This window comes from Streptomyces sp. P9(2023) (assembly GCF_032436795.1).
GTDB lineage: Bacteria > Actinomycetota > Actinomycetes > Streptomycetales > Streptomycetaceae > Streptomyces.
Map to the genome: position 1 here is coordinate 58,608 of NZ_JAUPWM010000021.1, position 22,232 is coordinate 80,839.

The 22,232-nt window shown below is 71.1% G+C and carries 21 protein-coding genes; 10 read left to right on the plus strand and 11 right to left on the minus strand.

Annotated features, from left to right (window positions below; genetic code table 11):
• The first annotated feature begins 4 nt into the window (after positions 1–4).
• From Q5762_RS24295 to pssA, 6 genes are all read left to right on the plus strand, one after another.
• Positions 5–2,146: a protein meaA gene (locus tag Q5762_RS24295; protein WP_399495255.1), complete on the plus strand. Its 2,142-nt coding sequence runs from the start codon at positions 5–7 to the stop codon at positions 2,144–2,146.
• Complete coding sequence (locus Q5762_RS24300; RefSeq protein WP_315894342.1) at positions 2,143–3,105, plus strand: CoA ester lyase; 963 nt, start codon at positions 2,143–2,145, stop codon at positions 3,103–3,105. Before Q5762_RS24295 ends, Q5762_RS24300 begins: the two co-directional genes overlap by 4 nt.
• A gap of 5 nt (positions 3,106–3,110) precedes the next feature.
• Positions 3,111–3,635: a MaoC family dehydratase gene (locus Q5762_RS24305; RefSeq protein WP_315894343.1), complete on the plus strand. Its 525-nt coding sequence runs from the start codon at positions 3,111–3,113 to the stop codon at positions 3,633–3,635.
• A 2-nt stretch (positions 3,636–3,637) separates the two neighbouring features.
• Complete coding sequence (locus tag Q5762_RS24310) at positions 3,638–4,843, plus strand: acyl-CoA dehydrogenase family protein (RefSeq protein ID WP_315894344.1); 1,206 nt, start codon at positions 3,638–3,640, stop codon at positions 4,841–4,843.
• A gap of 169 nt (positions 4,844–5,012) precedes the next feature.
• Entirely contained in the window at positions 5,013–5,669 is a 657-nt protein-coding gene (locus Q5762_RS24315; protein WP_315894389.1) for a phosphatidylserine decarboxylase, read from the plus strand.
• The gene (pssA, locus tag Q5762_RS24320) at positions 5,662–6,537 is read left to right on the plus strand and encodes a CDP-diacylglycerol--serine O-phosphatidyltransferase (protein WP_315894390.1); all 876 of its coding nucleotides are present in this window, start codon (positions 5,662–5,664) and stop codon (positions 6,535–6,537) included. Before Q5762_RS24315 ends, pssA begins: the two co-directional genes overlap by 8 nt.
• A 91-nt stretch (positions 6,538–6,628) precedes the next feature.
• Here pssA and Q5762_RS24325 read toward each other — a convergent pair whose 3' ends face one another.
• From Q5762_RS24325 to Q5762_RS24345, 5 genes are all read right to left on the minus strand, one after another.
• Positions 6,629–7,903: an ABC transporter substrate-binding protein gene (locus tag Q5762_RS24325; RefSeq protein ID WP_315894345.1), complete on the minus strand. Its 1,275-nt coding sequence runs from the start codon at positions 7,901–7,903 to the stop codon at positions 6,629–6,631.
• Positions 7,900–9,003: a branched-chain amino acid ABC transporter permease gene (locus tag Q5762_RS24330; protein WP_399495256.1), complete on the minus strand. Its 1,104-nt coding sequence runs from the start codon at positions 9,001–9,003 to the stop codon at positions 7,900–7,902. The genes Q5762_RS24325 and Q5762_RS24330 overlap by 4 nt, the downstream gene beginning before the upstream one ends.
• Positions 8,996–9,886, minus strand: coding sequence for a branched-chain amino acid ABC transporter permease (locus tag Q5762_RS24335; protein WP_315894346.1), 891 nt, complete (start codon positions 9,884–9,886; stop codon positions 8,996–8,998). Before Q5762_RS24335 ends, Q5762_RS24330 begins: the two co-directional genes overlap by 8 nt.
• A complete protein-coding gene (locus tag Q5762_RS24340) occupies positions 9,883–10,728 on the minus strand; it encodes an ABC transporter ATP-binding protein (RefSeq protein WP_315894347.1) in 846 nt (281 codons plus the stop codon). The genes Q5762_RS24335 and Q5762_RS24340 overlap by 4 nt, the downstream gene beginning before the upstream one ends.
• 217 nt (positions 10,729–10,945) lie before the next feature.
• Positions 10,946–11,764, minus strand: a complete 819-nt coding sequence (locus Q5762_RS24345; protein ID WP_315894348.1) for an ABC transporter ATP-binding protein — start codon at positions 11,762–11,764, stop codon at positions 10,946–10,948.
• A 179-nt stretch (positions 11,765–11,943) separates the two neighbouring features.
• Here Q5762_RS24345 and Q5762_RS24350 point away from each other — a divergent pair, with 179 nt between their 5' ends.
• A complete protein-coding gene (locus tag Q5762_RS24350) occupies positions 11,944–13,149 on the plus strand; it encodes a helix-turn-helix domain-containing protein (RefSeq protein ID WP_315894349.1) in 1,206 nt (401 codons plus the stop codon).
• Positions 13,150–13,910: 761 nt separating this feature from the next.
• Here the strand turns inward: Q5762_RS24350 and Q5762_RS24355 are convergent.
• Complete coding sequence (locus Q5762_RS24355) at positions 13,911–15,065, minus strand: glycerate kinase (RefSeq protein ID WP_315894350.1); 1,155 nt, start codon at positions 15,063–15,065, stop codon at positions 13,911–13,913.
• 112 nt (positions 15,066–15,177) lie between these two features.
• On the opposite strand from Q5762_RS24355, the gene Q5762_RS24360 reads away from it, so the two are divergent.
• The 3 genes from Q5762_RS24360 to Q5762_RS24370 all read left to right on the plus strand — a co-directional run bounded on the left by Q5762_RS24360 (position 15,178) and on the right by Q5762_RS24370 (position 18,524).
• Entirely contained in the window at positions 15,178–16,863 is a 1,686-nt protein-coding gene (locus tag Q5762_RS24360; protein ID WP_315894351.1) for a BCCT family transporter, read from the plus strand.
• Between the two features lie 99 nt (positions 16,864–16,962).
• Complete coding sequence (locus tag Q5762_RS24365) at positions 16,963–18,036, plus strand: ADP-ribosylglycohydrolase family protein (protein WP_315894352.1); 1,074 nt, start codon at positions 16,963–16,965, stop codon at positions 18,034–18,036.
• Positions 18,033–18,524, plus strand: coding sequence for an NUDIX hydrolase (locus Q5762_RS24370; RefSeq protein WP_315894353.1), 492 nt, complete (start codon positions 18,033–18,035; stop codon positions 18,522–18,524). The genes Q5762_RS24365 and Q5762_RS24370 overlap by 4 nt, the downstream gene beginning before the upstream one ends.
• 6 nt (positions 18,525–18,530) lie before the next feature.
• On the opposite strand, the gene Q5762_RS24375 is transcribed toward Q5762_RS24370, so the two are convergent.
• From Q5762_RS24375 to Q5762_RS40035, 5 genes are all read right to left on the minus strand, one after another.
• The gene (locus Q5762_RS24375) at positions 18,531–18,947 is read right to left on the minus strand and encodes a universal stress protein (RefSeq protein WP_315894354.1); all 417 of its coding nucleotides are present in this window, start codon (positions 18,945–18,947) and stop codon (positions 18,531–18,533) included.
• A 1-nt stretch (position 18,948) separates the two neighbouring features.
• A complete protein-coding gene (locus tag Q5762_RS24380) occupies positions 18,949–20,487 on the minus strand; it encodes an APC family permease (RefSeq protein WP_315894355.1) in 1,539 nt (512 codons plus the stop codon).
• Positions 20,488–20,582: 95 nt separating this feature from the next.
• On the minus strand, positions 20,583–21,803 hold the full coding sequence (locus Q5762_RS24385) for a saccharopine dehydrogenase C-terminal domain-containing protein (protein ID WP_315894356.1): 1,221 nt from the start codon (positions 21,801–21,803) through the stop codon (positions 20,583–20,585).
• 70 nt (positions 21,804–21,873) lie between these two features.
• A complete protein-coding gene (locus Q5762_RS24390; protein WP_315894357.1) occupies positions 21,874–22,047 on the minus strand; it encodes a hypothetical protein in 174 nt (57 codons plus the stop codon).
• 1 nt (position 22,048) lies between these two features.
• Positions 22,049–22,231, minus strand: a complete 183-nt coding sequence (locus Q5762_RS40035) for a hypothetical protein (RefSeq protein ID WP_399495257.1) — start codon at positions 22,229–22,231, stop codon at positions 22,049–22,051.
• Position 22,232: the final 1 nt, after the last annotated feature.

Genomic DNA, 22,232 nt, shown 5'->3' on the forward strand with positions numbered 1-22,232 from the left:
GTACATGACAGAGCGTCAGACTGCGCCTGCGGCTGAGGGCGCGCCGGAGTCGAAAGAGACGAAGGCAAGGGAGCGAAGCGACCGCGGACCGAGGAACGTCGACACCGGCACAGAGCGCCCTCAGCCGCAGGCGCGGAAGGAAAAGGACCGGCCGTGGCTCATGCGGACGTACGCCGGTCACTCGACCGCCGAGGCGTCCAACGAGCTGTACCGGCGCAACCTCGCCAAGGGGCAGACCGGCCTCTCGGTCGCCTTCGACCTGCCCACGCAGACCGGCTACGACCCCGACCACATCCTCGCCCGCGGCGAGGTCGGCCGGGTCGGGGTCCCGGTCTCGCACCTCGGTGACATGCGCCGGCTGTTCCAGGACATCCCCCTGGAGCAGATGAACACCTCGATGACCATCAACGCCACGGCGATGTGGCTCCTGGCGCTCTACCAGGTGGTCGCGGAGGAGCAGGGCGGCAAGGACGTCGTCACCCGGCTCCAGGGCACCACCCAGAACGACATCGTGAAGGAGTACCTGTCGCGCGGGACACACGTCTTCCCGCCCGGCCCCTCGCTCCGCCTCACCACGGACATGATCACCTACACGGTGAACCACATCCCGAAGTGGAACCCGATCAACATCTGCAGCTACCACCTGCAGGAGGCGGGGGCCACTCCGGTCCAGGAAATCTCGTACGCGATGTCCACCGCGATCGCGGTGCTCGACGCGGTCCGGGACTCCGGCCAGGTCCCGGCGGACCGCTTCGGCGAGGTCGTCGCCCGTATCTCGTTCTTCGTGAACGCGGGCGTCCGCTTCATCGAGGAGATGTGCAAGATGCGCGCCTTCGGCCGCATCTGGGACCAGGTCACGCGCGAGCGGTACGGCATCGAGAACGAGAAGCAGCGCCGGTTCCGCTACGGCGTCCAGGTCAACTCGCTCGGCCTGACCGAGGCGCAGCCGGAGAACAACGTCCAGCGGATCGTCCTGGAGATGCTGGCCGTCACGCTCTCCAAGGACGCACGCGCGCGTGCCGTCCAGCTGCCCGCCTGGAACGAGGCGCTGGGCCTGCCCCGCCCCTGGGACCAGCAGTGGTCGCTCCGGATCCAGCAGGTACTCGCCCACGAGTCCGACCTGCTGGAGTACGAGGACATCTTCGCGGGCTCGCACGTCGTCGAGACCAAGGTCGACGCCCTGGTGACGGAGTGCCTTGCGGAGATCGAGCGGATCCAGGCGATGGGCGGCGCGATGGCCGCCGTCGAGTCCGGCTACCTCAAGTCGCAGCTGGTCTCCTCGCACGCCGAGCGGCGGGCCCGGATCGAGGCCGGCGACGAGAAGATCGTCGGCGTCAACATCTTCCAGTCGACCGAGGAGAACCCGCTCACCGCGGATCTCGACACGGCGATCATGACGGTCGACCCGGCCAACGAGGCCAAGGTCGTCGCCAAGCTCCACGAGTGGCGCGACAACCGTGACGAGAGCCGTGCCCAGGAGACGCTGGCAGCGCTCAAGGCGACGGCGGCCGGGGACGGCAACCTCTTCGCCGCGACCCTGGAGTGCGCGCGGGCCGGTGTGACGACCGGCGAGTGGTCCTGGGCGCTGCGGGACGTCTTCGGCGAGTTCCGCGCCCCCACCGGCGTCTCCTCCGCCCCGGTCGCGGTGACCGCCGAGGCGGGGACGCCGATGGCTCTCGTACGGGAGAAGGTGACGCGTACCGCAGACGAGCTGGGCTCCGGGCGGCTGCGGCTCCTGGTCGGCAAGCCGGGCCTGGACGGGCATTCCAACGGGGCCGAGCAGATCGCGGTACGCGCGCGTGACGCCGGTTTCGAGGTGGTCTACCAGGGGATCCGGCTGACGCCCGAGCAGATCGTCGACGCGGCCCTCGCGGAGGACGTGCACTGCGTCGGTCTGTCGATCCTCTCCGGCTCGCACGCCGAGCTGGTGCCGGACGTCCTCGACCGCCTCCGGGAGGCCGGCGCGCAGGACATCCCGGTCATCGTCGGCGGGATCATCCCGAACGCCGACGCCGTAGAACTGAAGCGGGCGGGTGTGGCCGCCGTCTTCACCCCGAAGGACTTCGGTATCACCGAGATCATCGGCCGTATCGTCGACGAGATCCGGAAAGCGAACAAGCTCGACCCCCTGGAGGTCCCCGCATGACGACCGTGAACCGGCTCCGGCCGCGCCGCTCCTGCCTCGCCGTCCCCGGCTCCAACCCGCGCTTCCTGGAGAAGGCCCAGGGGCTGGACGCCGACCAGGTGTTCCTGGACCTGGAGGACGCCTGCGCGCCGCTCGCCAAGCCCGATGCCCGCCACACCATCGTCAAGTTCCTCAACGAGGGCGACTGGACCGGCAAGACGCGCGTCGTTCGGGTCAACGACTGGACGACCCACTGGACGTACCGGGACGTCGTCACCGTCGTCGAGGGCGCCGGCCAGAACCTCGACTGCATCATGCTGCCGAAGGTCCAGGACGCCCAGCAGATCGTGGCGCTCGACCTGCTGCTGACGCAGATCGAGAAGACGATGGGCTTCGAGGTCGGCAAGATCGGCATCGAGGCGCAGATCGAGAACGCCCAGGGCCTGAACAACGTCAACGCCATCGCGCAGGCCTCGCCGCGCGTGGAGACGATCATCTTCGGCCCGGCCGACTTCATGGCCTCCATCAACATGAAGTCGCTGGTCGTCGGCGAGCAGCCGCCCGGCTACGGCGCCGACGCCTACCACTACATCCTGATGGCCATCCTGATGGCGGCCCGCGCCAACAACCTCCAGGCCATCGACGGTCCCTACCTGCAGGTCCGCAACCCCGAGGGCTACAAGGCGGTCGCCCAGCGCGCCGCCGCGCTCGGCTTCGACGGCAAGTGGGTGCTCCACCCGGACCAGGTCGCCGCCGCGAACGAGATCTTCTCCCCCTCGCAGGAGGACTTCGACCACGCCGAGCTGATCCTGGACGCGTACGACTTCTACACGTCCGAGGCCGGTGGCAAGAAGGGCTCGGCGATGCTCGGCGACGAGATGATCGACGAGGCCTCCCGCAAGATGGCCCTGGTCATCTCCGGCAAGGGCCGCGCCGCCGGCATGCAGCGCACCAGCAAGTTCCAGATCCCGGAGGCCTGAGTCCGATGCAGTTCGGCCGCACCTACGAAGAGTTCGAGATCGGCGCCGTCTACAAGCACTGGCCCGGGAAGACGGTCACCGAGTACGACGACCACCTCTTCTGCCTGCTGACGATGAACCACCATCCGCTGCACATGGATGTGAACTACGCCGAGAACACCACGGACTTCGGCAAGAACGTCGTCGTCGGCAACTACATCTACTCGCTGCTGCTCGGCATGTCCGTGCCGGACGTCTCGGGCAAGGCGATCGCCAACCTGGAGATCGAGTCGCTGCGCCACGTGGCGCCGACCTTCCACGGCGACACCATCTACGGCGAGACCACGGTCCTCGACAAGACCCCGTCGAAGTCGAAGAACGACCGCGGGATCGTGTACGTGGAGACCAAGGGCTACAAGCAGGACGGCACCCTCGTCTGCGTCTTCCGCCGCAAGGTGATGGTCCCCACCGAGACGTACATCAAGGAGCGCGGCGGCGAGCAGCCCGGCCGCCCCACCCTGATCGAGCCCGCCAAGAAGACGGAGAAGTAGCCATGGCCCGACTCGCCCAGACCGCCGGGCTCACGGACGTCCAGCAGGAGATCCTCAAGACCGTCCGGGAGTTCGTCGACAAGGAGATCATCCCGGTCGCGACGGAGCTGGAGCACCGCGACGAGTACCCGCAGCAGATCGTGGACGGGCTGAAGGAACTCGGCCTCTTCGGTCTGATGATCCCCGAGGAGTACGGGGGTCTGGGCGAGTCGCTGCTCACCTACGCGCTGTGCGTGGAGGAGATCGCCCGTGGCTGGATGTCGGTCTCCGGCATCATCAACACGCACTTCATCGTGGCGTACATGCTCAAGCAGCACGGCACCCAGGAGCAGAAGGAGTACTTCCTGCCCCGGATGGCGGCCGGCGAGACGCGTGGCGCGTTCTCGATGTCGGAGCCGGGCCTCGGCTCGGATGTGTCGGCCATCACGTCGAAGGCCGTGAAGGACGGCGAGGAGTACGTCCTCAACGGTCAGAAGATGTGGCTGACGAACGGCGGAACGTCAACGCTCGTCGCCGTTCTCGTCCGAAGTGACGAAGGACACCCCGAGGGCACGGCGCCCCACAAGTCGATGACGACCTTCCTCGTCGAGAAGGAGCCCGGCTTCGGAGAGGTCCGCCCCGGCCTCACCATCCCCGGGAAGATCGACAAGATGGGTTACAAGGGCGTCGACACCACCGAACTCATCATGGACGGACTGCGCATTCCGGCCAATCGGGTCCTCGGCGGGACCACCGGCCGAGGGTTTTACCAAATGATGGACGGCGTGGAAGTCGGCCGCGTGAATGTCGCGGCACGTGGCTGCGGCGTCGCTCAGCGTGCCTTCGAACTGGGTGTCTCGTATGCCCAGCAGCGCCACACTTTCGGCAAGCCGATCGCCCAGCACCAGGCGATTCAGTTCAAGCTCGCCGAGATGGCTACCAAGGTCGAAGCCGCTCATGCCATGATGGTGAACGCAGCACGCAAAAAGGACTCCGGGGAACGAAACGACCTCGAAGCAGGGATGGCGAAGTACCTCGCCTCCGAATACTGCAAGGAAGTCGTCGAGGACGCCTTCCGTATCCACGGTGGGTACGGGTTCTCGAAGGAGTACGAGATCGAGCGTCTCTACCGTGAGGCGCCGATGCTGCTCATCGGCGAAGGTACCGCCGAGATCCAGAAAATGATCATCGGTCGCAGGCTCCTCGAGGAGTACCGGCTCCAGGGTTGATTGTCGCTTTTGCGTCGGTTCGGCCGCGAAGAAGATCACACCCCGTGTTCGCCTTCCGGCCGTCGACTCGGCTTCTGGCTTACCCAGTTGCGGCCCGCAACCGATAGCATCGTTTGAAAGCCGCCGTCCCCTGTTGCCAGTGCGGCATCATCCGCTACGAAGGTCATCCATGCCCCACAGCCAAACCTCTGCACCTCGCGACAGCCTCACCGGCGTACGCATCGCACGCGGAGCATCGCCGTGGCTTCTGCCGACCGTCGCCACCGCGGCGCTGAGCCTCGTGCGTGCGCGCAGGTCTCGGCGTGCCGCGGCCATCGCCGTGCCCACCACCGCGCTCGCGGCGGGCATGCTGTGGTTCTTCCGCGACCCCGAGCGTGAGATCGCTCAGGGCCGGGTCATCTCCCCCGCCGACGGTGTGGTGCAGAGCATCATGCCGTGGAAGGACGGACGCACCCGGGTCGCCATCTTCATGAGCCCGCTGAACGTCCACGTCAACCGCGCGCCGCTGGCCGGCACGGTGACGTCCGTGGAGCACGTCCCGGGCGGGTTCGTCCCGGCGTTCAACAAGGAGAGCGAGAACAACGAGCGCGTTGTCTGGCACTTCGACACCGAGCTCGGTGACATCGAGATGGTGCAGATCGCCGGTGCCGTGGCACGGCGCATCGTGCCGTACATCCCCCAGGGGACGAAGGTCGAGCAGGGCGAGCGCATTGGTCTGATCCGCTTCGGATCGCGCGTTGACATCTACCTTCCGGAAGGTGTCGACGTCGCCGTCGAGGTCGGTCAGACCACGACCGCGGGGGTGACTCGCATTGACCGTGATTGATCCCGACACCAGGGCCGCCGACTGGGCCGCCGACGCGGACGAGGACTCGGCCGACGAGGCCGAGGAGATGCCGCTGTCGTTGCGGCTGTCCATAGCGGACGCCCTCACGCTCGGTAACGCCACGTGTGGATTCATGGCGGTGTACTTCACCACCACCGGCATCCTCATCCCGCACCTCACCGGCAGCACGGAGACCGGCATGGCGCGCAACAGCGCCGCCACCGCCGTGATCCTGATGCTGGCCGCGGCGATCTTCGACCTCTTCGACGGCATCGTGGCGCGCAAGCTGCGCTCGTCGCCGATGGGCGCGGAGCTCGACAACCTCTCGGACCTGATCAGCTTCGGTCTGGCCCCGGCCTACTTCGTACTCGTGTACGGCATGGTCACGCCCGGCGCGCAGCAGAAGGTCTCGGCGGTGGCCGCGATCGTGGTGTTGCTCGCGGTGGTGCTCAGGCTCGCGAGATTCTCCTGCGTGACCATGAAGGACGGCATGTTCCAGGGCATGCCGAGCCCCTTCGGCGCGCTGACGGTGGTCTCGATCGTGCTCCTGGAGCTGCCGTTCATCCCGACGCTGCTCGCGATCATCGGGGTCGCCTGGCTGATGGTGAGCCGGGTCGAGTACCCGAAGCCGCGGGGCATCCTCGCGGTGGCGATGCTCAGCTGGATCGTGGGTGCGATGGGCATGCTGGCGGCCTGGGCGTTCGACGCCCCGGGCGGGCAGCTCCTGCTCCAGACCGGCTGCGCGCTGCAGGTGGTGCTGGGCGCCGTGATCCCCCTCTTCGCGACGGCCCGGCGAGTGAACACCTTCCGCGACAACCGCCGCGAGAGCCGCGAGGCCCGCCAGGCGGAGGCGGCGCAGCTGCCGTAGGCGGTACGTGCACGTGTACGACGAAGGGCCCGGGTGCTTCCCCAGCACCCGGGCCCTTCGTCGTACCCGCCTCGGTTCCGTACGGCCGGGGTCAGCCGACCTTGGGGGTGAACTCCTTCGCCGTGTCCGAGACGAAGGGTTCGCGGACCGTGCGCATGCCGCCGGGGACGGTCTTGTCGGGCTGGATGATCACCGACTCGCGGGACGACGGGGCCTTCGGGTCGCTGAAGTCGTGCGTCATGCCGAAGCCGAGGTCGACGTCCTTCAGGGTCAGCAGCGCCTTGTCGATGCCCTCACGGGTGAGGTCCTTGCCGGCGCAGGCCTTCTTCAGTGCCTCGCCGAAGACGCTCGCGGCCGTCCAGCCGGCGACGATGCCGTTGTCGAGGCTGTCGCTCGGGTACGCGGCCTTGTAGTCGGCGACGAGCTTCTTCGCCGACGCGGTGTCCGCGCCGATCGGCAGGCTCGGCGAGGCGAACCAGTACATCTTCTCCAGGGCCGGTCCGGCCTGGGTGCCGAGCAGCTGCGGGGCGAAGGCCGAGTTGTTGCCGATGACCGGCACCTGGAGCTTCGTCGCGGCCGCGACGCCGACCAGGGAGGCGGCCTGCCGCGGGCCCGCGCTGATCACGATGCCCTTGACGCCCGCCTGCTTGAGCGCCGCGACCTGCGCCGACATGTCGTTGTCGGTCGGCTTGATCTTCTGCTCGACGACCGTGAGGCCCGCCTTCTCGGCCGCGTACTTCGAGCCCGCGAGCGCGTTCTCGCCGTAGTCGCCCTCGAAGTAGACGTGGCCGAGCTTGTCGCCCGACTTCAGCCCCTTCTCCTTCACCAGGAAGTCGACGGCGTTGATCGTCTCGACGTCGTACGTGGTGCCCAGGACGCGGATGTACGGGGAGCCCAGCAGCGAGGCGGACCAGGCCTGGGGCAGGACGAGCCCCTTGTCCTGGCCGTCGACGCGCTGCTTGACCGCCGCCACGAACGGGGAGCCGATGAACTGGGCGTAGCCGACCACCTTCGGCTCCAGCTCGGTGTACGCGGAGAGCGCCTTCTGCGGGTCGTAGCCGTGGTCGCGGACGGTCAGCTCCAGCTGCCGGCCGCAGATCCCGCCGGACGCGTTGACCTGCTTCACGTACAGCTGCTGCGCCTGCGTGACGCTCTTGCCGAGGGTGGCGTACACGCCGGTCATGTCGGTGAGCGCGCCGAGCGTGATGGTGGTGTCGGTGACGCCCTTGCCGGCCTTCACACCGCCCGCGCCGGTGTCCTTGTCGTCGCCGCTCTTCGCCTTCGAGCTGCAGCCGGCGGCGGTCAGGGCGACGAGGGTGGCGAGCGTGACGGCCAGGGTTCTGGTCGCCGGTCGTCGGTGGGTCATCGGTCCTCCCGAGAGGAGTGTGAGGGTTGGGCGGTTCGCTTGGGTTTCCGGGCGGCCAGCCGGGCCAGGCCGCCGGGCAGGAAGAGCACCACCGCGACGACGGCGGCGCCGTAGAGGTAGCGGGCGGCCTCCCCCGGTGCGATCCCGCCCGTCCCGGGGGCGGAGACCAGGGGAAGCGTGTCGCTGTACCGGTTGAGGAGCTGCGGCAGGAGGGAGACGAAGACGCCTCCGATCACCGCGCCGGCGACCGAGCCGAGACCGCCGATGACGATCATGGCCAGGTATTCGAGGGAGAGCAGCATGCCGAAGTACTCCGGCACGGTCCGCTGGAAGACCAGCGCGAGGAGCACGCCCGCCAGACCCGCGTACATGGACGACAGGACGAAGACGGCGGCGCGGTAGCGGGCCACGGGGATGCCCATGACGCCCGCGGCGATCCGGTGGTCCCGGATGGCGTTCATGGCGCGGCCGGGGCGGCCGCGCAGGACTCCGCGGGCGAAGAGGGCGCCCGCGAGGAGGAGGACCAGGCCGAGGTACCAGAGCTTCTCGGCGGAGCCGAACGGGACCTGGGCGACGAGGAGTTCGGTGTCGTCGAAGGTGAGGCCGAAGAGGCTGAGCGGGGGCACGGCCCGGCCGTTGAAGCCGCCGGTGAGGTCGTGGGCGTTGAACAGGACGTGCTGGCCGATGAAGATCAGCGCGAGGGTGGCGATACCGAGGTACGCGCCCGTCAGCCGGCCCGCGATGGGGCTGAACACCCCGCCCGCCAGGCCCGCGAGGACGACGGCGAGGACGGCGGCGAGCCAGCCCGGCAGGCCGAACCCGGTGAGCCCGTCGGAGCCGTCGCCGGCGAAGGCGCAGTAGCCGTAGGCGCCGACGGCGAGGAAGAAGGCGTGGCCCATGGAGAGTTGGCCGGTGGCGCCAGTCAGCAGGTTGATGCCGATGGCGCCGATCGCGGCGGCCATGGCGAAGAGCCCTGCCTGGAGCCAGAAGCGGTCCAGGTAGAAGGGGAAGGCGACCAGGAGGAGGCCGGCGACGGCCCAGCCGTAGACGCGGGGGCGGGCGAGGGCGGCCACCGACCGGGGTGCGAGGGTCTCAGACACGGGCCAGCTCCTTCGTACCGAAGAGTCCGGCGGGGCGGATCAGCAGCACCGCGACCATCACGAGATACGGGGCGAGGTCGCCGATGCCCCGGCCGAGGAAGGTCAGATCGCCCTGGTAGCCGGTGGCGAGGGACTCGGTGACGCCGACCAGGAGGCCGCCGACGAGGGCGCCGGTGGTGGAGTCGAGGCCACCGAGGATGGCGGCCGGGAAGGCCTTCATCGCGGCGAACGAGGTGGAGCGTTCCAGGCCGGGGGTGGGGAAGACGGTCAGGAAGAGCGCGGCGACGGCGGCGAGGCCGCCGGCCACCGCCCAGGCGCCGAGCGAGACCCGGCCGAGCCGGATGCCCATGAGGGCGGCGGTCTCCTGGTTCTCGGCGGCGGCGCGCATGGCGACGCCCCAGGAGGTGTACCGGAAGGCAAGCAGGAAGGCGGTGATGAGCAGCGCCGCCGCGAGGAAGGCCGCGATCCGGGTCTGCGCGAGGGTGACCGGGCCGAGGGTGACGACGGCGTCGCCCCAGGGGTCGCCGAGCGACAGGATGTCCGTACCGATGCGGCGGGTCAGTTCGGTGGCGAGCAGGATGTCGACGCCGATGGTGACGATGGCGAGGACGCTGTGGTCGGAGCCCCGGTAGCGGCGCATGACGAGGAACTCGACGGCCGCGCCGACCAGCGCCGCGCCGCCGATGCCGACGAGCAGCGCGGGCCAGAAGCCGATGTCGTCGTGGAGCACGGCGGTGAAGTAGCCGCCCGCGAGGAGCAGGGAGGCGTGGGCGAAGTTGACGACCTCGGTGGCGCGGAAGATCACCACGAAGCCGAGGGCGATGAGGGCGTAGATGGATCCCAACGAGACGCCGTTGAGCAGGAGTTCGGCGAAGGTGGTCACTCGGCGGTCTCCTCTCCGAGATAGGCGCGGACGACCGCCGGGTCGTTCTGTACGTCGCCGGGGGCGCCGTCGGCGATCCGGCGGCCGAAGTCGAGCACGGTGACGGCGTCGGCGAGCCGCATCACCACTCCCATGTCGTGTTCGACGAGGACGATGGAGATCCCGAGGCTGTCGCGGACGCCGGCGATGACGGCGGCGGTACGGCGCCGCTCGTCGGCGGTCATGCCGGCGACGGGTTCGTCGAGGAGCAGCAGCTGGGGCTCCATGCAGAGCGCGCGGGCGAGTTCGGCCAGCTTCTGCTGCCCGTACGGGAGCGAGCCCGCGGGCTGCGCGAGCTGCTTCTCCAGGCCGACGAAGGCGGCGATCTCGCGGACGCGGGCGCGGTGGCGGGCGTCCTCGCGGGCGGCGGCGGGCAGCCTGAGCCCGGCCGAGACGAAGCCGGTGCGGGTGAGCCGGTGACGGCCGAGCATCAGGCTGTCCTCGACGGAGGCGCGGGGCGGCAGCGCGAGGTTCTGGAAGATGCGGGCGACGCCGAGGTCGGCGATCTTGTGCGGGGGCAGGGCGGTGAGTTCGTGGTCGCCGAAACGGACGCTGCCGGAGGTGGCCTTGTAGACCCCGGAGAGCACGTTGAAGCAGGTGGACTTGCCGGCGCCGTTGGGGCCGATGACGGCGTGCACGGTGCCGGGCCGGACGGTGAAGGAGACGGCGTCGAGGGCGGTGAGGCCGGCGAAGCGGACAGTGAGGTCCCGGACGTCGAGGGCGGGAACCGCGGCGATGCCCGCCCGGGACGGCGTGGTGTCGGCCGCGCCCGCTGCCTTTCCGGGAGACGGGGTCTGGCTCATCGGTCCTCCCCACGGGACAGGGGCGGGCGGGAAGCGGCGGCGTGCGGTGCGCGGGCTGCCGCGGGACGGGGATGGGAAGCGGCGGCGTGCGGTGCGCGGGCTGCCGCGGGACGGGGATGGGAAGTGGCCGCGTGCGGTGCGCGGGCTGCCGCGGGACGGGGATGGGAAGTGGCCGCGTGCGGGGCGCGGGCTGCCGCGGGACGGGCGGAGGTCGTTGTCATCGGCCGCCCTCCCAGCGGGAGAGCACGGGGTGGACCGTGGCGGCGGTCGCCGCGTCGGCGGCGGCGTCCTCGTCCACGACGCCCAGATAGCGGCGGCGGACCTCGTCGGACGCGGCGAGTTCGGCGGCCGGCCCGGACAGGGTGACCTCGCCGACCTCCAGGACGTACGCCCGGGAGGCGAGCCGCAGCGCGAGCGCCGCGTTCTGTTCGACGAGGAGGACGGCGGTGCCCTGGGCGTTGATCTCGCGGATCGTGTCGGCGATCCGGGCGGCCATCAGCGGGGCGAGGCCGAGCGAGGGCTCGTCCAGGAGCAGCAGCTTCGGCGAGGCCATCAGGGCGCGGCCGACGGCGAGCATCTGCTGCTCGCCTCCGGAGAGGAGGCCGGCGCGCTGGTGGGCGCGTTCGGCGAGGACCGGGAAGAGCTCGTGGACGCGCTTGAGGGCCGTAGCCCTGGTGGCGCGGTCGCCGCTCGCGCCGAGCGCCCCGGCGCGCAGGTTGTCCTCGACCGTCATCCGGGCGAAGACCTGCCGCCCCTCCGGTACCTGGGAGACCCCGGCGGCGACGATCCGGTCGGGGGCGAGCCCGCCGATCGGGCGGCCGCCGAAGGTCACGGTGCCGGAGGTGACGGCTCCGCCGTGGAACGACAGTGTGCGCGAGACGGCGCGCAGCAGCGTGGACTTGCCCGCTCCGTTGCCGCCGAGGACGGTGACGACGCCGCCTTCCGGCACGGCGAGCGACACCTGCCTCAGCGCACGTACCGGTCCGTATCCCGCCGACAGGTCCGCTACCTCGAGGGCGAGTGCGGTCCCTCCCATGGCTCCCCTTCCGTGGCCCGTTCAGTGGCGCTCACCCCAGCACCGCGGTGCCCGTCCGTCCACGTGCGGCGGCCGAAACGCTGCCGGTGACCAGCGGACGCGGCGGTGGGTTGTGCACGCGCACAACACCGCGTGTCAGGGGCCTGTCGGGATGGGGTCCGGGGTGGCATCCTCCGGGCATGGGACGGCGCAGACCGCGTACCGGCGACGACTGGAAGCTGCTCGCGGAGGCGTGTACGGCGCTTCTGGAGCGGCTGCCCGAGCTGGTGGACGAGCATCTGAGGGAGCTGCACGAGTACGAGCCGGCGTACGGCCGGATCGTGCCGTACGACCAGCACTGGCGGGAGGCCCAGGAGGCGATTCGGATCGGGATCGAGATGATCTCGGCGCCGCGGGACTCGCCGCGGCGGGATCTGGAGCACGCGGACGAGCTGGGGCGGCGGCGGGCGGAACAGGGCATGCCGCTGGAGCTGCTCGTGCACGCGTACCGGCATGCCGGGCAGCTGGTGTGGGACGCGCTGATCGAGGACGCGTCGGGGTTTCCGCCCCGCCTTGCCGCCTTGACCCAGTCGGCGACGATCATGTGGTCGGCGGTGGACGCGCAGGCGGACACGGCGTCGGAGGCGTACCGGGCGACGGAGCTGGAGCTGCGGCGGCGTACGGACGAGCAGCTCCAGGCGCTCCTGGACGCGCTGCTCCAGGGGCAGCGCTCGCCCGAGGTCACGTCGCGTGCGGCGGCGGGCCTGGACCTGCCGGAACACGGGCGGTACGCGGTGGTGGTGCTGCGGCACGACCGCCGGGAGGTGCCGGAGCCGTTCCACCGGCGGGTGCGGGGGGCCGGGGTGCGGTTCCTGTGGCGGATGGGCGCGGACTGCGAGATCGCGGTGGTGTCGCTGGCGGAGGGCACGGGCCTGGACGCGCTGTCGGAGCTCCTTGAGGGGCGGTGCCCGGGCCCGGGCGGGATCAGCCCGGTGGTGACGGGCCTTGCGGAGCTGGGCCGGGCGCGGCGGCTCGCGGAGCTGGCGCTGCGGACGAGTCCGCCGGAGTCACGTCTGATCGTCCGTCTCGACCGCCGGATGGCGGGGGCGCTGGTGGTGGGGCAGCCGGAGCTGGCGGGGCTGTTGGTGGCGGATGTGCTGGGTGCGTTGCTTGAACTGGATCCGGCGGATCGGGCGGTGTTGCTGGAGACGCTGGATGTGTGGCTGGACTGCGAGGGGTCGGCGGGGCGGGCGGCGTCTCGCCTGTACTGCCACCGGAACACGGTCTTCAACCGCCTGCGCCGCCTGGAGCAGCTGACGTCGCGGTCGTTGTCCCGGCCGCGGGACCTGACGGAGATGACGCTGGCGCTGGACGCGTTTCGGTTGACGGGGGTGGGGGCTACCTGAGGCCGGGGGCCGCGCCGCAGGCGGGCGGGGCTCAGTACGGACTCTCCCGGCGCCGGGGGCCTGGCCCGCAGCGGGGGCGGGGCCCATGACGGCTCACCCACCCGCCCGGGGGCGGTCCCCCGCCGCGGACGGGCGCGGCTCAGAACGGACTCCCCCACCCCACCCCTTCCCGAAACCCTGCCGGGGGCGGGTGGGGGTACGGCCCGGGGCCCGGGTACGGCCCGGGGGGCGGGTACGGCCCGGAGGGGCCGGGTACGGCCCGGAGGGGCCGGGTACGGCCCGGAGGGGCCGGGTACGGCCCGGAGGCGACGCCCCCCGGACCCCGTTACGGGGCGGCAGCTTCGCGCCGCCAATCGCCACACCCGACCACACCCGTTGTGGACAATCGTTCCGCTGGGGCGATGGGGGTCCCCCTGCTCGAGCGAAGCCGAGAGCTTGGGGGAGGGTGGGGGAGGGTGGGGGAGGGTGGGCACAGCGGAACGGGGCCCTGGCTGGCGCGTCCGCTCCGTGAGCCCGGCGACCACGGGGGCGGCGGCTTCGCGCCGCCGGCAACCACGGGCGCGCCGTACCGCCCGCGGCCGGCGCCCCCTGTCGGGCGCCCATGGGCCCGGCCACCGCGGAGAGCGGCGGCTCTGCGGTGCCGGTGGCCCCGGCGCCGTAGCGCAAAGGCCAAAAGCGCCCCTGGCAGGCGCCCGTGGGCCCGTCCGCCACGGAAGCCGTGGCTTTGCGGGGCCGGTGACCCGGGGCGCCCCCACCCCGCCCTACGCCAAGTAGTCCTCGGCGATCGTCGCCGCGACCCGCTCCAGCAGCGGGCCCGCGTTCGGGATGGACTTGGCCGGGTCGGGTTCGAGGGCCGAGAGGGGGTACGCGCGGGCGATGCCCGCCGCCGTCAGGGCCTCCGGGGTGAGAGCCAGGCGGCCGCAGACCGCGACCACCCGCTTGCCCGCCGCCCGCGCCGCCGCCGCGACGCCCGCCGGGGCCTTGCCGTGGAGGGTCTGCTCGTCCAGCGAACCCTCGCCGGTGATGACCAGGGTCGCCCGGTCGAGGGCCGGGGCGAAGCCCAGGACGTCGAGCATCAGCTCGATGCCGGGGCGGAAGCTCGCGTCCAGGCCGACCAGCGCCCCGTACCCGATGCCACCCGCGCCACCCGCGCCCGGCGCCATCGCACACTCCGACGCCTTGGGGCCGATCGCCTTCTCCAGGACCGTGACGAAGTGAGCGAGGGCCGCGTCCAGCGTCGCCACGTCCTCCGGCGTCGCGCCCTTCTGCGGACCGTAGACCGCCGGCGCGCCCTTCGGGCCCGTAAGGGGGTTGTCGACGTCGCTCGCGAGGATCAGGTTCACCGCGGCGAAGCGCGGGTCCAGGGCCGACAGGTCCGCGGAGACGAGCCCCGCCAGTGCCGCGCCGCCCGGGCCCACCGGCTCGCCCTCCGCGTCCAGGAAGACCGCGCCCAGCGCGGCCAGCATCCCGGCCCCGCCGTCCGTCGTCGCGCTCCCGCCCACGCCGAAGACGATCGTCGTCGCCCCCGCGTCCAGCGCCGCCCGCAGCAGCTCGCCCGAGCCGTACGTGGTCGACGTCAAAGGCGCGAAGACGCCCGGCGGCAGCAGCTGGAGGCCTGACGCCTCCGCCATCTCCACTACCGCCGTCCCGTCGCGCAGCGCGAACGCCGCCGTCACCGGGTCGCCGACCGGCCCCGTCACCCGTACCTCACGTCGTTCGAAACCGGCCGCCACCGCGGCCGCGACCGTACCGTCGCCGCCGTCCGCAACCGGCAGGGTCTCCACTTCCAGCTCCGGGACGACCCGTCGCAGACCTGCTGTGACCCGCTCCGCGACCTGTACGGCCGTGAGCGAGCCCTTGAACTTGTCGGCCGCGACGAGTACGCGTGCGACCTCAGTTACTGCTCCGTCCGTCACCTTGCATCCCTTGCTTTCGAACGTGCAGTCGCGCCGTGGCCGACCCTATCCGCACCCCCAGACGGCGTGCCACCCCCTGATAAGGCGATATTCCGCACCATAGTGGGTCCATATGAGCACGGAACCGGATCCGATCGATCAGAAAGATCAGCAGGCCCCCGACCTCACGGTCGTCGGCATCGGCGTGGCGGCGGTCGTCGCGATGGTCGGCTGGGCCGCTCTCGGCAAGGACTCCTTCGACAGCGCCTCCTCCTCCGCCCTGAGCTGGGTCCTGAACAACTTCGCCTGGCTGTTCGTGATCGCCGCCGATGCGTTTCTCGTCCTGTGTGTCGTGATCGCCGTAAGCCGTTACGGGCGGATTCGGCTCGGGGCCGACGACGCCGAGCCCGAGTTCACCAATCTCGCCTGGATCGCCATGATGTTCAGCGCGGGCATGGGGATCGGCCTGATGTTCTACGGGGTCGCGGAGCCGCTCCAGCACTATCTGTCGCCACCTCCGGCGAGCGGCGCCGAGCCGGGCACCGGCGAGGCGGCCCTCACCGCCATGGAGTACTCGTTCTTCCACTGGACGCTCACGCCCTGGGCGATCTACGGCATCGCGGGCCTCGCCCTCGCCTACGCGGGCTTCCGCAAGGGCCGCGGCTCCCGGCTCAGCTCCGCGTTCGTCCCGCTCATCGGCGCCCGCAGGGCGGCGGGCTGGCAGGGACAGGCGATCGACCTGCTCGCCGTCTTCGCGACGGTCTTCGGCACGGCGACCAGCCTCGGCGTCGGCGCGCTCCAGGTCTCCAAGGGCCTGAACCTGACGATGGACATCGAGGACTCCACGGCGACCCAGCTGATCATCATCGGCTCGCTCTCCGCGGCCTTCGTCCTGTCGGCGTTCTCGGGGCTGCACAAGGGCGTGAAGTGGCTGTCGACGATCAACATCGTGCTCGCCGCCTGTCTGATGATCTTCGTCTTCCTGCTCGGCCCGACGGTCTACATCCTGGACTCCGTCCCCGCCTCCGTCGGCGGCTACCTGTACCAGCTGCTGCCGATGGCGAGCCGTACGGGCGCCTTCACGGACCCCTCGTGGCTGGGCGCGTGGACGATCTTCTACTGGGCGTGGTGGCTGTCCTGGGCGCCCTTCGTCGGCACGTTCATCGCCCGCATCTCGCACGGCAGGACGATCCGGGAGTTCCTCATCGGCGTGCTGCTGGTGCCGAGCGGCGCGACGGTCATCTGGTTCTGCGTGATGGGCGGGACCGCGATCCGGCTGGAGTCGACCGGCGCGGCGGACCTCGCGGGCGCGGTGCAGGACGGCGCGGAGGCCTCGCTCTTCGCGATGCTGGACGCGCTGCCGATCGGCACGGTCACCTCGGTGATCGCGATGATCCTGGTGATGACGTACTTCGTGACGAGCGCGGACTCCGCCTCCCTGGTGATGGGCTCCCTCACGAGCCGCGGCTCGCTGCACCCGCCGACCTGGCTGGTGGTCACCTGGGGCATCCTCATGGCGGCCGTGGCGGCGGTGCTGCTGGTGGCGGGCGGGCTGAACTCGCTGCAGACGGCGACGATCCTGGTGGCGCTGCCGTTCGTGATCGTGATGCTGGCGCTGTGCTGGGCGCTGTTGAAAGAGCTCCGCGAGGACCCCGGGGCGGGTCCGGCGCGGCACCACGCGCTGCACGGCGTACGGGACGCGGTACGGGCGATGGTCGGCGAGGCGATCACCGAGCAGACCGCCTCCCGCCACCACCGGCTCCGCCGCGCGGCGCAGTCGCGCAGCGACACGGACGGCGAGCCGGGCGGAGAGTCCTGAGGAGCTGAGGCCCGAGGCGCAGAGGCCCGAGGCGCACAGGTCTGACGGGGGCGGCGTGTTCGGCGCGCGGTGCGGCGCGGCATTCGGTACACCGGACGTATGGCGCTCACGCACGGCGAACTCGCCGACCGCATCCTCGGTGGCTGGACCGGACGGATCGCCGGGAACATGCTCGGCAAGCCCGTCGAGCGCGGCGACCTGTGGACGCCCGAGCGTATCGACCGGTACCTGCGGCTGACGGACGCCCTCCCGCTCACCGACTACCTGCCCCCGCCGCCCGCCGACGCCCTGGCCGAGGGGTTCGAGCTGCGGCCCGAGTGGCCGCAGTGCGTACGCGGGCGGATCGACGGGAGCTGCCGGGACGACGACATCGACTACTCGATCCTCGGTCTGCACCTGCTGGAGACCCGTGGGTTCGCGTTCACCACCGAGCAGGTGGGCGAGCTGTGGCTGCTGCGGCTCCCGTACCTCCAGACGTTCACGGCCGAGCGGAATGCCTACCGCAATCTCGCCAACGGCCTGAAGCCGCCGCTCACCGCGACGTACGACAATCCGCAGCAGGAGTGGATCGGCGCGCTGATCCGGGCCGACGTGTACGGCTGGACCTCCCCGGGCGACCCGCGCCGCGCCGCCTCGCTGGCCCGCAAGGACGCGGTGCTGTCCCACACGGGGAACGGGGTGTACGGCGCGATGTGGGCGGCCGCGCTGGTCGCCGCCGCCTTCACGGCGCCGGACGTCCGCACGGCCCTGGAGACGGCGCTGGAGCGGATCCCGGCGAGCAGCCGGCTCGCGCGTACGGTCCGGCACACGATCGCGCTGTACGAGTCGGGGGTGGAGTGGTCGGACACCCTCGCCGAGCTGGCGGAACGGACGGCCGGCCTCGGCTGGATCCACACCGTCCCGAACGCGGCGGTCCTGACGGCCGGGCTCCTGTACGGCGGCGGCGACTTCACCACGACGATCGCACTGACCGTCCGGGGCGGCCTGGACACCGACTCGAACGGGGCGACGGCGGGCTCGGTGGCCGGGGTGATGTGCGGGGCGGCGGCGATTCCGCCGCAGTGGTCGGAGCCGCTGCGGGACCGGGTGCGCAGCGCGGTGTTCGGCTTCGAAGGGGTGCGGATCGGCGAGCTGGCGGAGCGGACGCTGCGACTGGCTACGCTGACGGAATGACGACGACCGACTACACCACGTACATCGCCGGCCTGCCCCGGGTCCTCGCCGGTGCCGCCGCGCTCTTCCGCGACGCCGACGGCCGGATCCTGATCGTCGAGCCGAACTACCGTGAGGGCTGGGCGCTGCCCGGCGGCACGATCGAGTCCGACGCGGGCGAGACGCCCCGTCAGGCGGCGCGGCGCGAGACGGCCGAGGAGATCGGCCTGGACGTGGAGCTCGGGCCGCTGCTCGCGGTCGACTGGTCGGTCGGCACGGAGCGGCCGCCGATCGTGGCGTACATCTACGACGGCGGGGTGCTCACCGAGGAGCGGTTCGCCGCGATCCGGCTCCAGGAGGAGGAGTTGCTCTCCTGGAAGCTGATCGACCCGGCCGAGGCCACCGCGTATCTCCCTGGCTCGCTGGGCCTTCGGGTGGTCGCCTCCGTCGGCGTCCTCGCGCGGGGCGACGGTCCGGTCGAGCTGGAGAACGGCCTTCCGGCCCGCTGACCGCCCTCATTCCTCGGGCGGCACGCAGAGCACGGGGACGCTCGACAGGTGCAGGAGCTTGTGCGGGGTCGAGCCCAGGAGCGCACCGCGGATCGGGCTCTCGCCCCAGCTGCCGACCACGATGACGCGGGCGGCGTGGCGGTTCGCCGCGTCGATCAGGGCCTGGGCCGGCTTGTCGTCGATCACCTCGACGACGGTCGGCACGCCCTCCCGGGCGGCCTCCGTGACCGCGTGCTCCAGGCCGATGCGGCCGGCCTGGCGGATGGCCTCGCGGTGGGACGCGTACTCCTCCCCGGTCGGGCCGGGGGCCGCGGCACCGTAGACCAGTACGAGCGTCTCGTCGAACGCGGCGGCCACCTCGACCGCGATGCGCAACGCGCGGGCGGCGCCGGGGGATTCGTCGTAGCCCAGAACGACCGACATCTCAGGGCTCCTTGCCGGAACCGCCGCCGCGGCCCTGACCGGAGCCAGGACCGTGCCCATGGACCAGCTCGGGGTCGGCCACACCCGGGCGCTCCTGCCAGAACGCGGGTGCCCGCAGCCGCCATACGAACATGACGACCACACCGGTCAGGGCGATGCCGATGCCGATCACGAGCGGCGGGCCGAGACCGAACCACGACGTGCCGCTGTAGGAGTTCGCCGGATCGGACATGTCGGAGACCGACCGCACCAGGAGCCACGTCAGCAGCCCGGCACCGACCAGTGGACCGAGGCCGATCAGCAGGAAGTTGTGGACGCTCTCGAAGAGATGGCGGCGGTAGTAGACGGCGCAGGCGATGCCTGTGAGCGCGTAGTAGAAGGCGATCAGCAGCGAGAGCGCGGTGAGCGAGTCGAAGAGGGCGTTCTCACTGATCCGGTTCACCACGAGGTACCAGGCGATGGCGATGCCGGCGACCCACCACGTACTGACGTCAGGGGTGCGGAAGCGCGGGCTGATGTGGCTGTAGTGCGCGGGCAGCGCCCGGCGGCGGGCCATGGACAGTGCGGTGCGCGAGGCCGGGATGATGGTGGTCTGGGTGGACGCGATCGCGGAGGTGGAGACGGCGAGCAGCAGGATCCAGTCCCAGCCACCGAGGACGTCGCCGGCGAGCTGGGCGAAGATGAACTCCTCTTCCCCGGCGTTCTCGGCCAGGAACACCGGACCGGCGTAGGCCACGACCGCGAATCCGACGGACACGTAGGTCACCAGGAGGATGACGGTCGACCAGAGCCCCGCCTTGCCGGGGGCGGTCGCGGAGTCCTCGACCTCTTCGGTGAGGTTGACCGCCGATTCCCAGCCCCAGTAGATGAAGACGCCCAGGAGCAGCCCACCGGTCAGCGCCGCGCCGCCGGCTCCGAACGGGTTGAGCCAGCTGAAGGCGGGTTCGACCGAGGGGTATTTGCTGGTGTCGGTGTAGACGGCGTAGAACGCCACGGCCACGAAGATCAGCAGGCAGGCGATCTGCGCCAGGATGAGGACGTTCTGCACCTTGGCCGACAGTTCGGTGCCGATGACGCAGATGGCCGTCATCACGAGGATGAGCAGCACGGTGAGCAGCTGGCGTACGAAGGTGTTGTCCACCCAGCTGTCGAGGCCGACGGCGAGCAGGCCGAAGCTGACCGCCACGTCGGCGAGCGAGCCGACGACCAGGACTCCGGTCATCGCGATGGCCCAGCCGCCGAGCCAGCCGGCCCAGGGGCCCATGGCGCGGGTGACCCAGGAGAAGGTCGTTCCGCAGTCCTGGTCGACCTTGTTGAGGTAGTAGAACGCCGACGCGATGAGCAGCATCGGCACGAAGGACGCGAACATCACGCCGGGCGCGTAGATCCCGACCAGTGCGACGACGGGGCCGATGACGGCGGCGAGGGAGTACGCGGGAGAGGTCGAGTTGAGCCCGATGACGAGGGCGTCTACGAATCCGATCGCGTTGGCCTTCAGGCCCGCGGGTCGCCCGGTGGGCGCGGCATCATCGGCGGCCATGTTCCCTCGCTACGGGTCGAGAGAGACGTACGACTTCATCTGAGTTCATCGTAGGGAGGCTCGGCCGCACCTGCATGCGCGGGAGCCGGACGCGGTCACTGTTCGCGCATGCCCCACGGCGCCCCGTACTCCGTGAGCAGGTCGAGGAAGGGGGCCGGGGGCAGCGCCTCGGGGCCGAGTACGCCGCTTCCGTGCCAGGCGCCGGAGGCGACGAGCTCGAGAGCGGCCACGGGGTTGATCGCGGTCTGCCACACGACGGCCTGGGAGCCGTACTCGCGCATCGACCACTGGTTGTCGACCACGTGGTACAGGTACACCTCGCGGGGCCGCCCGTCCTTGGTCCCCTTCACCCACGTGCCCGCACACGTCTTGCCGTGCATGCGGTCGCCGAGGGTCGCCGGGTCGGGGAGACAGGCGGCGACGACGTCCCGCGGGGAGACGGCGACCTGGCCGTCGGCGCCGGGCACCGTGACGGGGTCGGTGCGGTCGAGGCCCAGCTGGTGGAGGGTGCGCAGGACGTCGATGAAGGCGGCGCCGAGTCCGTACTTGAAGGTGACGCGCCGGGCTTTCACCCATCGCGGGACGAGGAGCACCTCCTCGTGCTCGACGTTGACGCACTCCACCGGTCCGATGCCCTCGGGGAAGTCGAAGACCTCCGGTTCGCTGAAGGGCGCGGTGGTGAACCAGCCTCGGCCCTCCTCGTAGACGACGGGCGGGTTGAGGCACTCCTCGATCGTCGTCCAGATGCTGAAGGACGGGGCGAAGTCGTAGCCGTCGACGACCAGGTTCGCGCCGTCGCGGATGCCGATCTCCTCGATCTCGTCGAAGAGCGTGTCGGCGGCGTGGCGGGCGAAGACGTCCGAGAGGCCCGGCTCCACGCCCATGCCCACCAGGGCGAGCCGGCCCGCCGCCGCCCATGCGGCCGCCCGGTCGAACTGCGCGTCGCCCAGCTTCACGCCGCACTCCTCGTACGGACGCGTGGGGTGCGGCCGGGACAGGGACATGGCCATGTCGAGGTAGTGGGCGCGCTCGGCGAGCGCGGCCTCGAAGAGCGGCAGGACGAAACGGGGATCGGTGGCGTTGAGGAGGACGTCGCAGCGGCGCTCGGCGAGGGCCGCCCGCACCGCGCCGGTGTCCGAGGCGTCGAGCCGGGCCGCGCTGAACCGGCGCTCGTCCGCCCCGAGGGCGGCGACGGCGGACTCGGCCCGCTGCCGGTCGTAGTCGGCGACGACCATGTACTCGAAGAACGTACGCCGGGCGGCGATCCTGGTGATCGCCGTGCCGACGCCTCCGGCGCCGACCATGAGGATGCGCATGGTGCAGCTCTCCTTCGTCCGACCGACGGCGGCGGTCGCCTCCTCCCGATGATCCCGCCTCACCGCCGGCTCAGCCCGTGGGAGCGACGACCTTCTTGGGCGGCTCGGCGGGCCGGTCGAAGAACCCGGTGACCATGACGGACGCGAGCAGGAGACCGACCACGACCAGCAGGATGGCGCCGATGACCGCGTAGAGGCAGCCGAGGGTGCGGACCCGGGCCGGTCTGTCGGGATCTCCGGTCATGTCAGGCCGTCCCCGCGCCGCCGTCGCGGAACCGCGCGAGCAGGTCGGCCAGGTCCGGCGGCCAGAGCGCGTCCTCGGCGGCCGCCAGCTCCTCGGGGCTCCACCAGCGCCCGTACTCGATGCGGTCCGCCGCGTGCGCGGCCAACAGGTCCCCGGCCGGTTCACGGCGGGGGCCGTACGCCACG

Coding starts and splice junctions, on each gene's coding strand:
- Q5762_RS24380 (WP_315894355.1), bottom strand. CDS start 20,487: ATGGCCGCCGATGATGCCGCGCCCACCGGGCGACCCGCGGGCCTGAAG.
- Q5762_RS24360 (WP_315894351.1), top strand. CDS start 15,178: ATGAGCACGGAACCGGATCCGATCGATCAGAAAGATCAGCAGGCCCCC.
- Q5762_RS24340 (WP_315894347.1), bottom strand. CDS start 10,728: ATGAGCCAGACCCCGTCTCCCGGAAAGGCAGCGGGCGCGGCCGACACC.
- Q5762_RS24305 (WP_315894343.1), top strand. CDS start 3,111: ATGCAGTTCGGCCGCACCTACGAAGAGTTCGAGATCGGCGCCGTCTAC.
- Q5762_RS24315 (WP_315894389.1), top strand. CDS start 5,013: ATGCCCCACAGCCAAACCTCTGCACCTCGCGACAGCCTCACCGGCGTA.
- Q5762_RS24325 (WP_315894345.1), bottom strand. CDS start 7,903: ATGACCCACCGACGACCGGCGACCAGAACCCTGGCCGTCACGCTCGCC.
- Q5762_RS24300 (WP_315894342.1), top strand. CDS start 2,143: ATGACGACCGTGAACCGGCTCCGGCCGCGCCGCTCCTGCCTCGCCGTC.
- Q5762_RS24385 (WP_315894356.1), bottom strand. CDS start 21,803: ATGCGCATCCTCATGGTCGGCGCCGGAGGCGTCGGCACGGCGATCACC.
- Q5762_RS24365 (WP_315894352.1), top strand. CDS start 16,963: ATGGCGCTCACGCACGGCGAACTCGCCGACCGCATCCTCGGTGGCTGG.
- Q5762_RS24390 (WP_315894357.1), bottom strand. CDS start 22,047: ATGACCGGAGATCCCGACAGACCGGCCCGGGTCCGCACCCTCGGCTGC.
- Q5762_RS24370 (WP_315894353.1), top strand. CDS start 18,033: ATGACGACGACCGACTACACCACGTACATCGCCGGCCTGCCCCGGGTC.
- Q5762_RS24310 (WP_315894344.1), top strand. CDS start 3,638: ATGGCCCGACTCGCCCAGACCGCCGGGCTCACGGACGTCCAGCAGGAG.
- Q5762_RS24295 (WP_399495255.1), top strand. CDS start 5: ATGACAGAGCGTCAGACTGCGCCTGCGGCTGAGGGCGCGCCGGAGTCG.
- Q5762_RS24345 (WP_315894348.1), bottom strand. CDS start 11,764: ATGGGAGGGACCGCACTCGCCCTCGAGGTAGCGGACCTGTCGGCGGGA.
- Q5762_RS24350 (WP_315894349.1), top strand. CDS start 11,944: ATGGGACGGCGCAGACCGCGTACCGGCGACGACTGGAAGCTGCTCGCG.
- Q5762_RS24375 (WP_315894354.1), bottom strand. CDS start 18,947: ATGTCGGTCGTTCTGGGCTACGACGAATCCCCCGGCGCCGCCCGCGCG.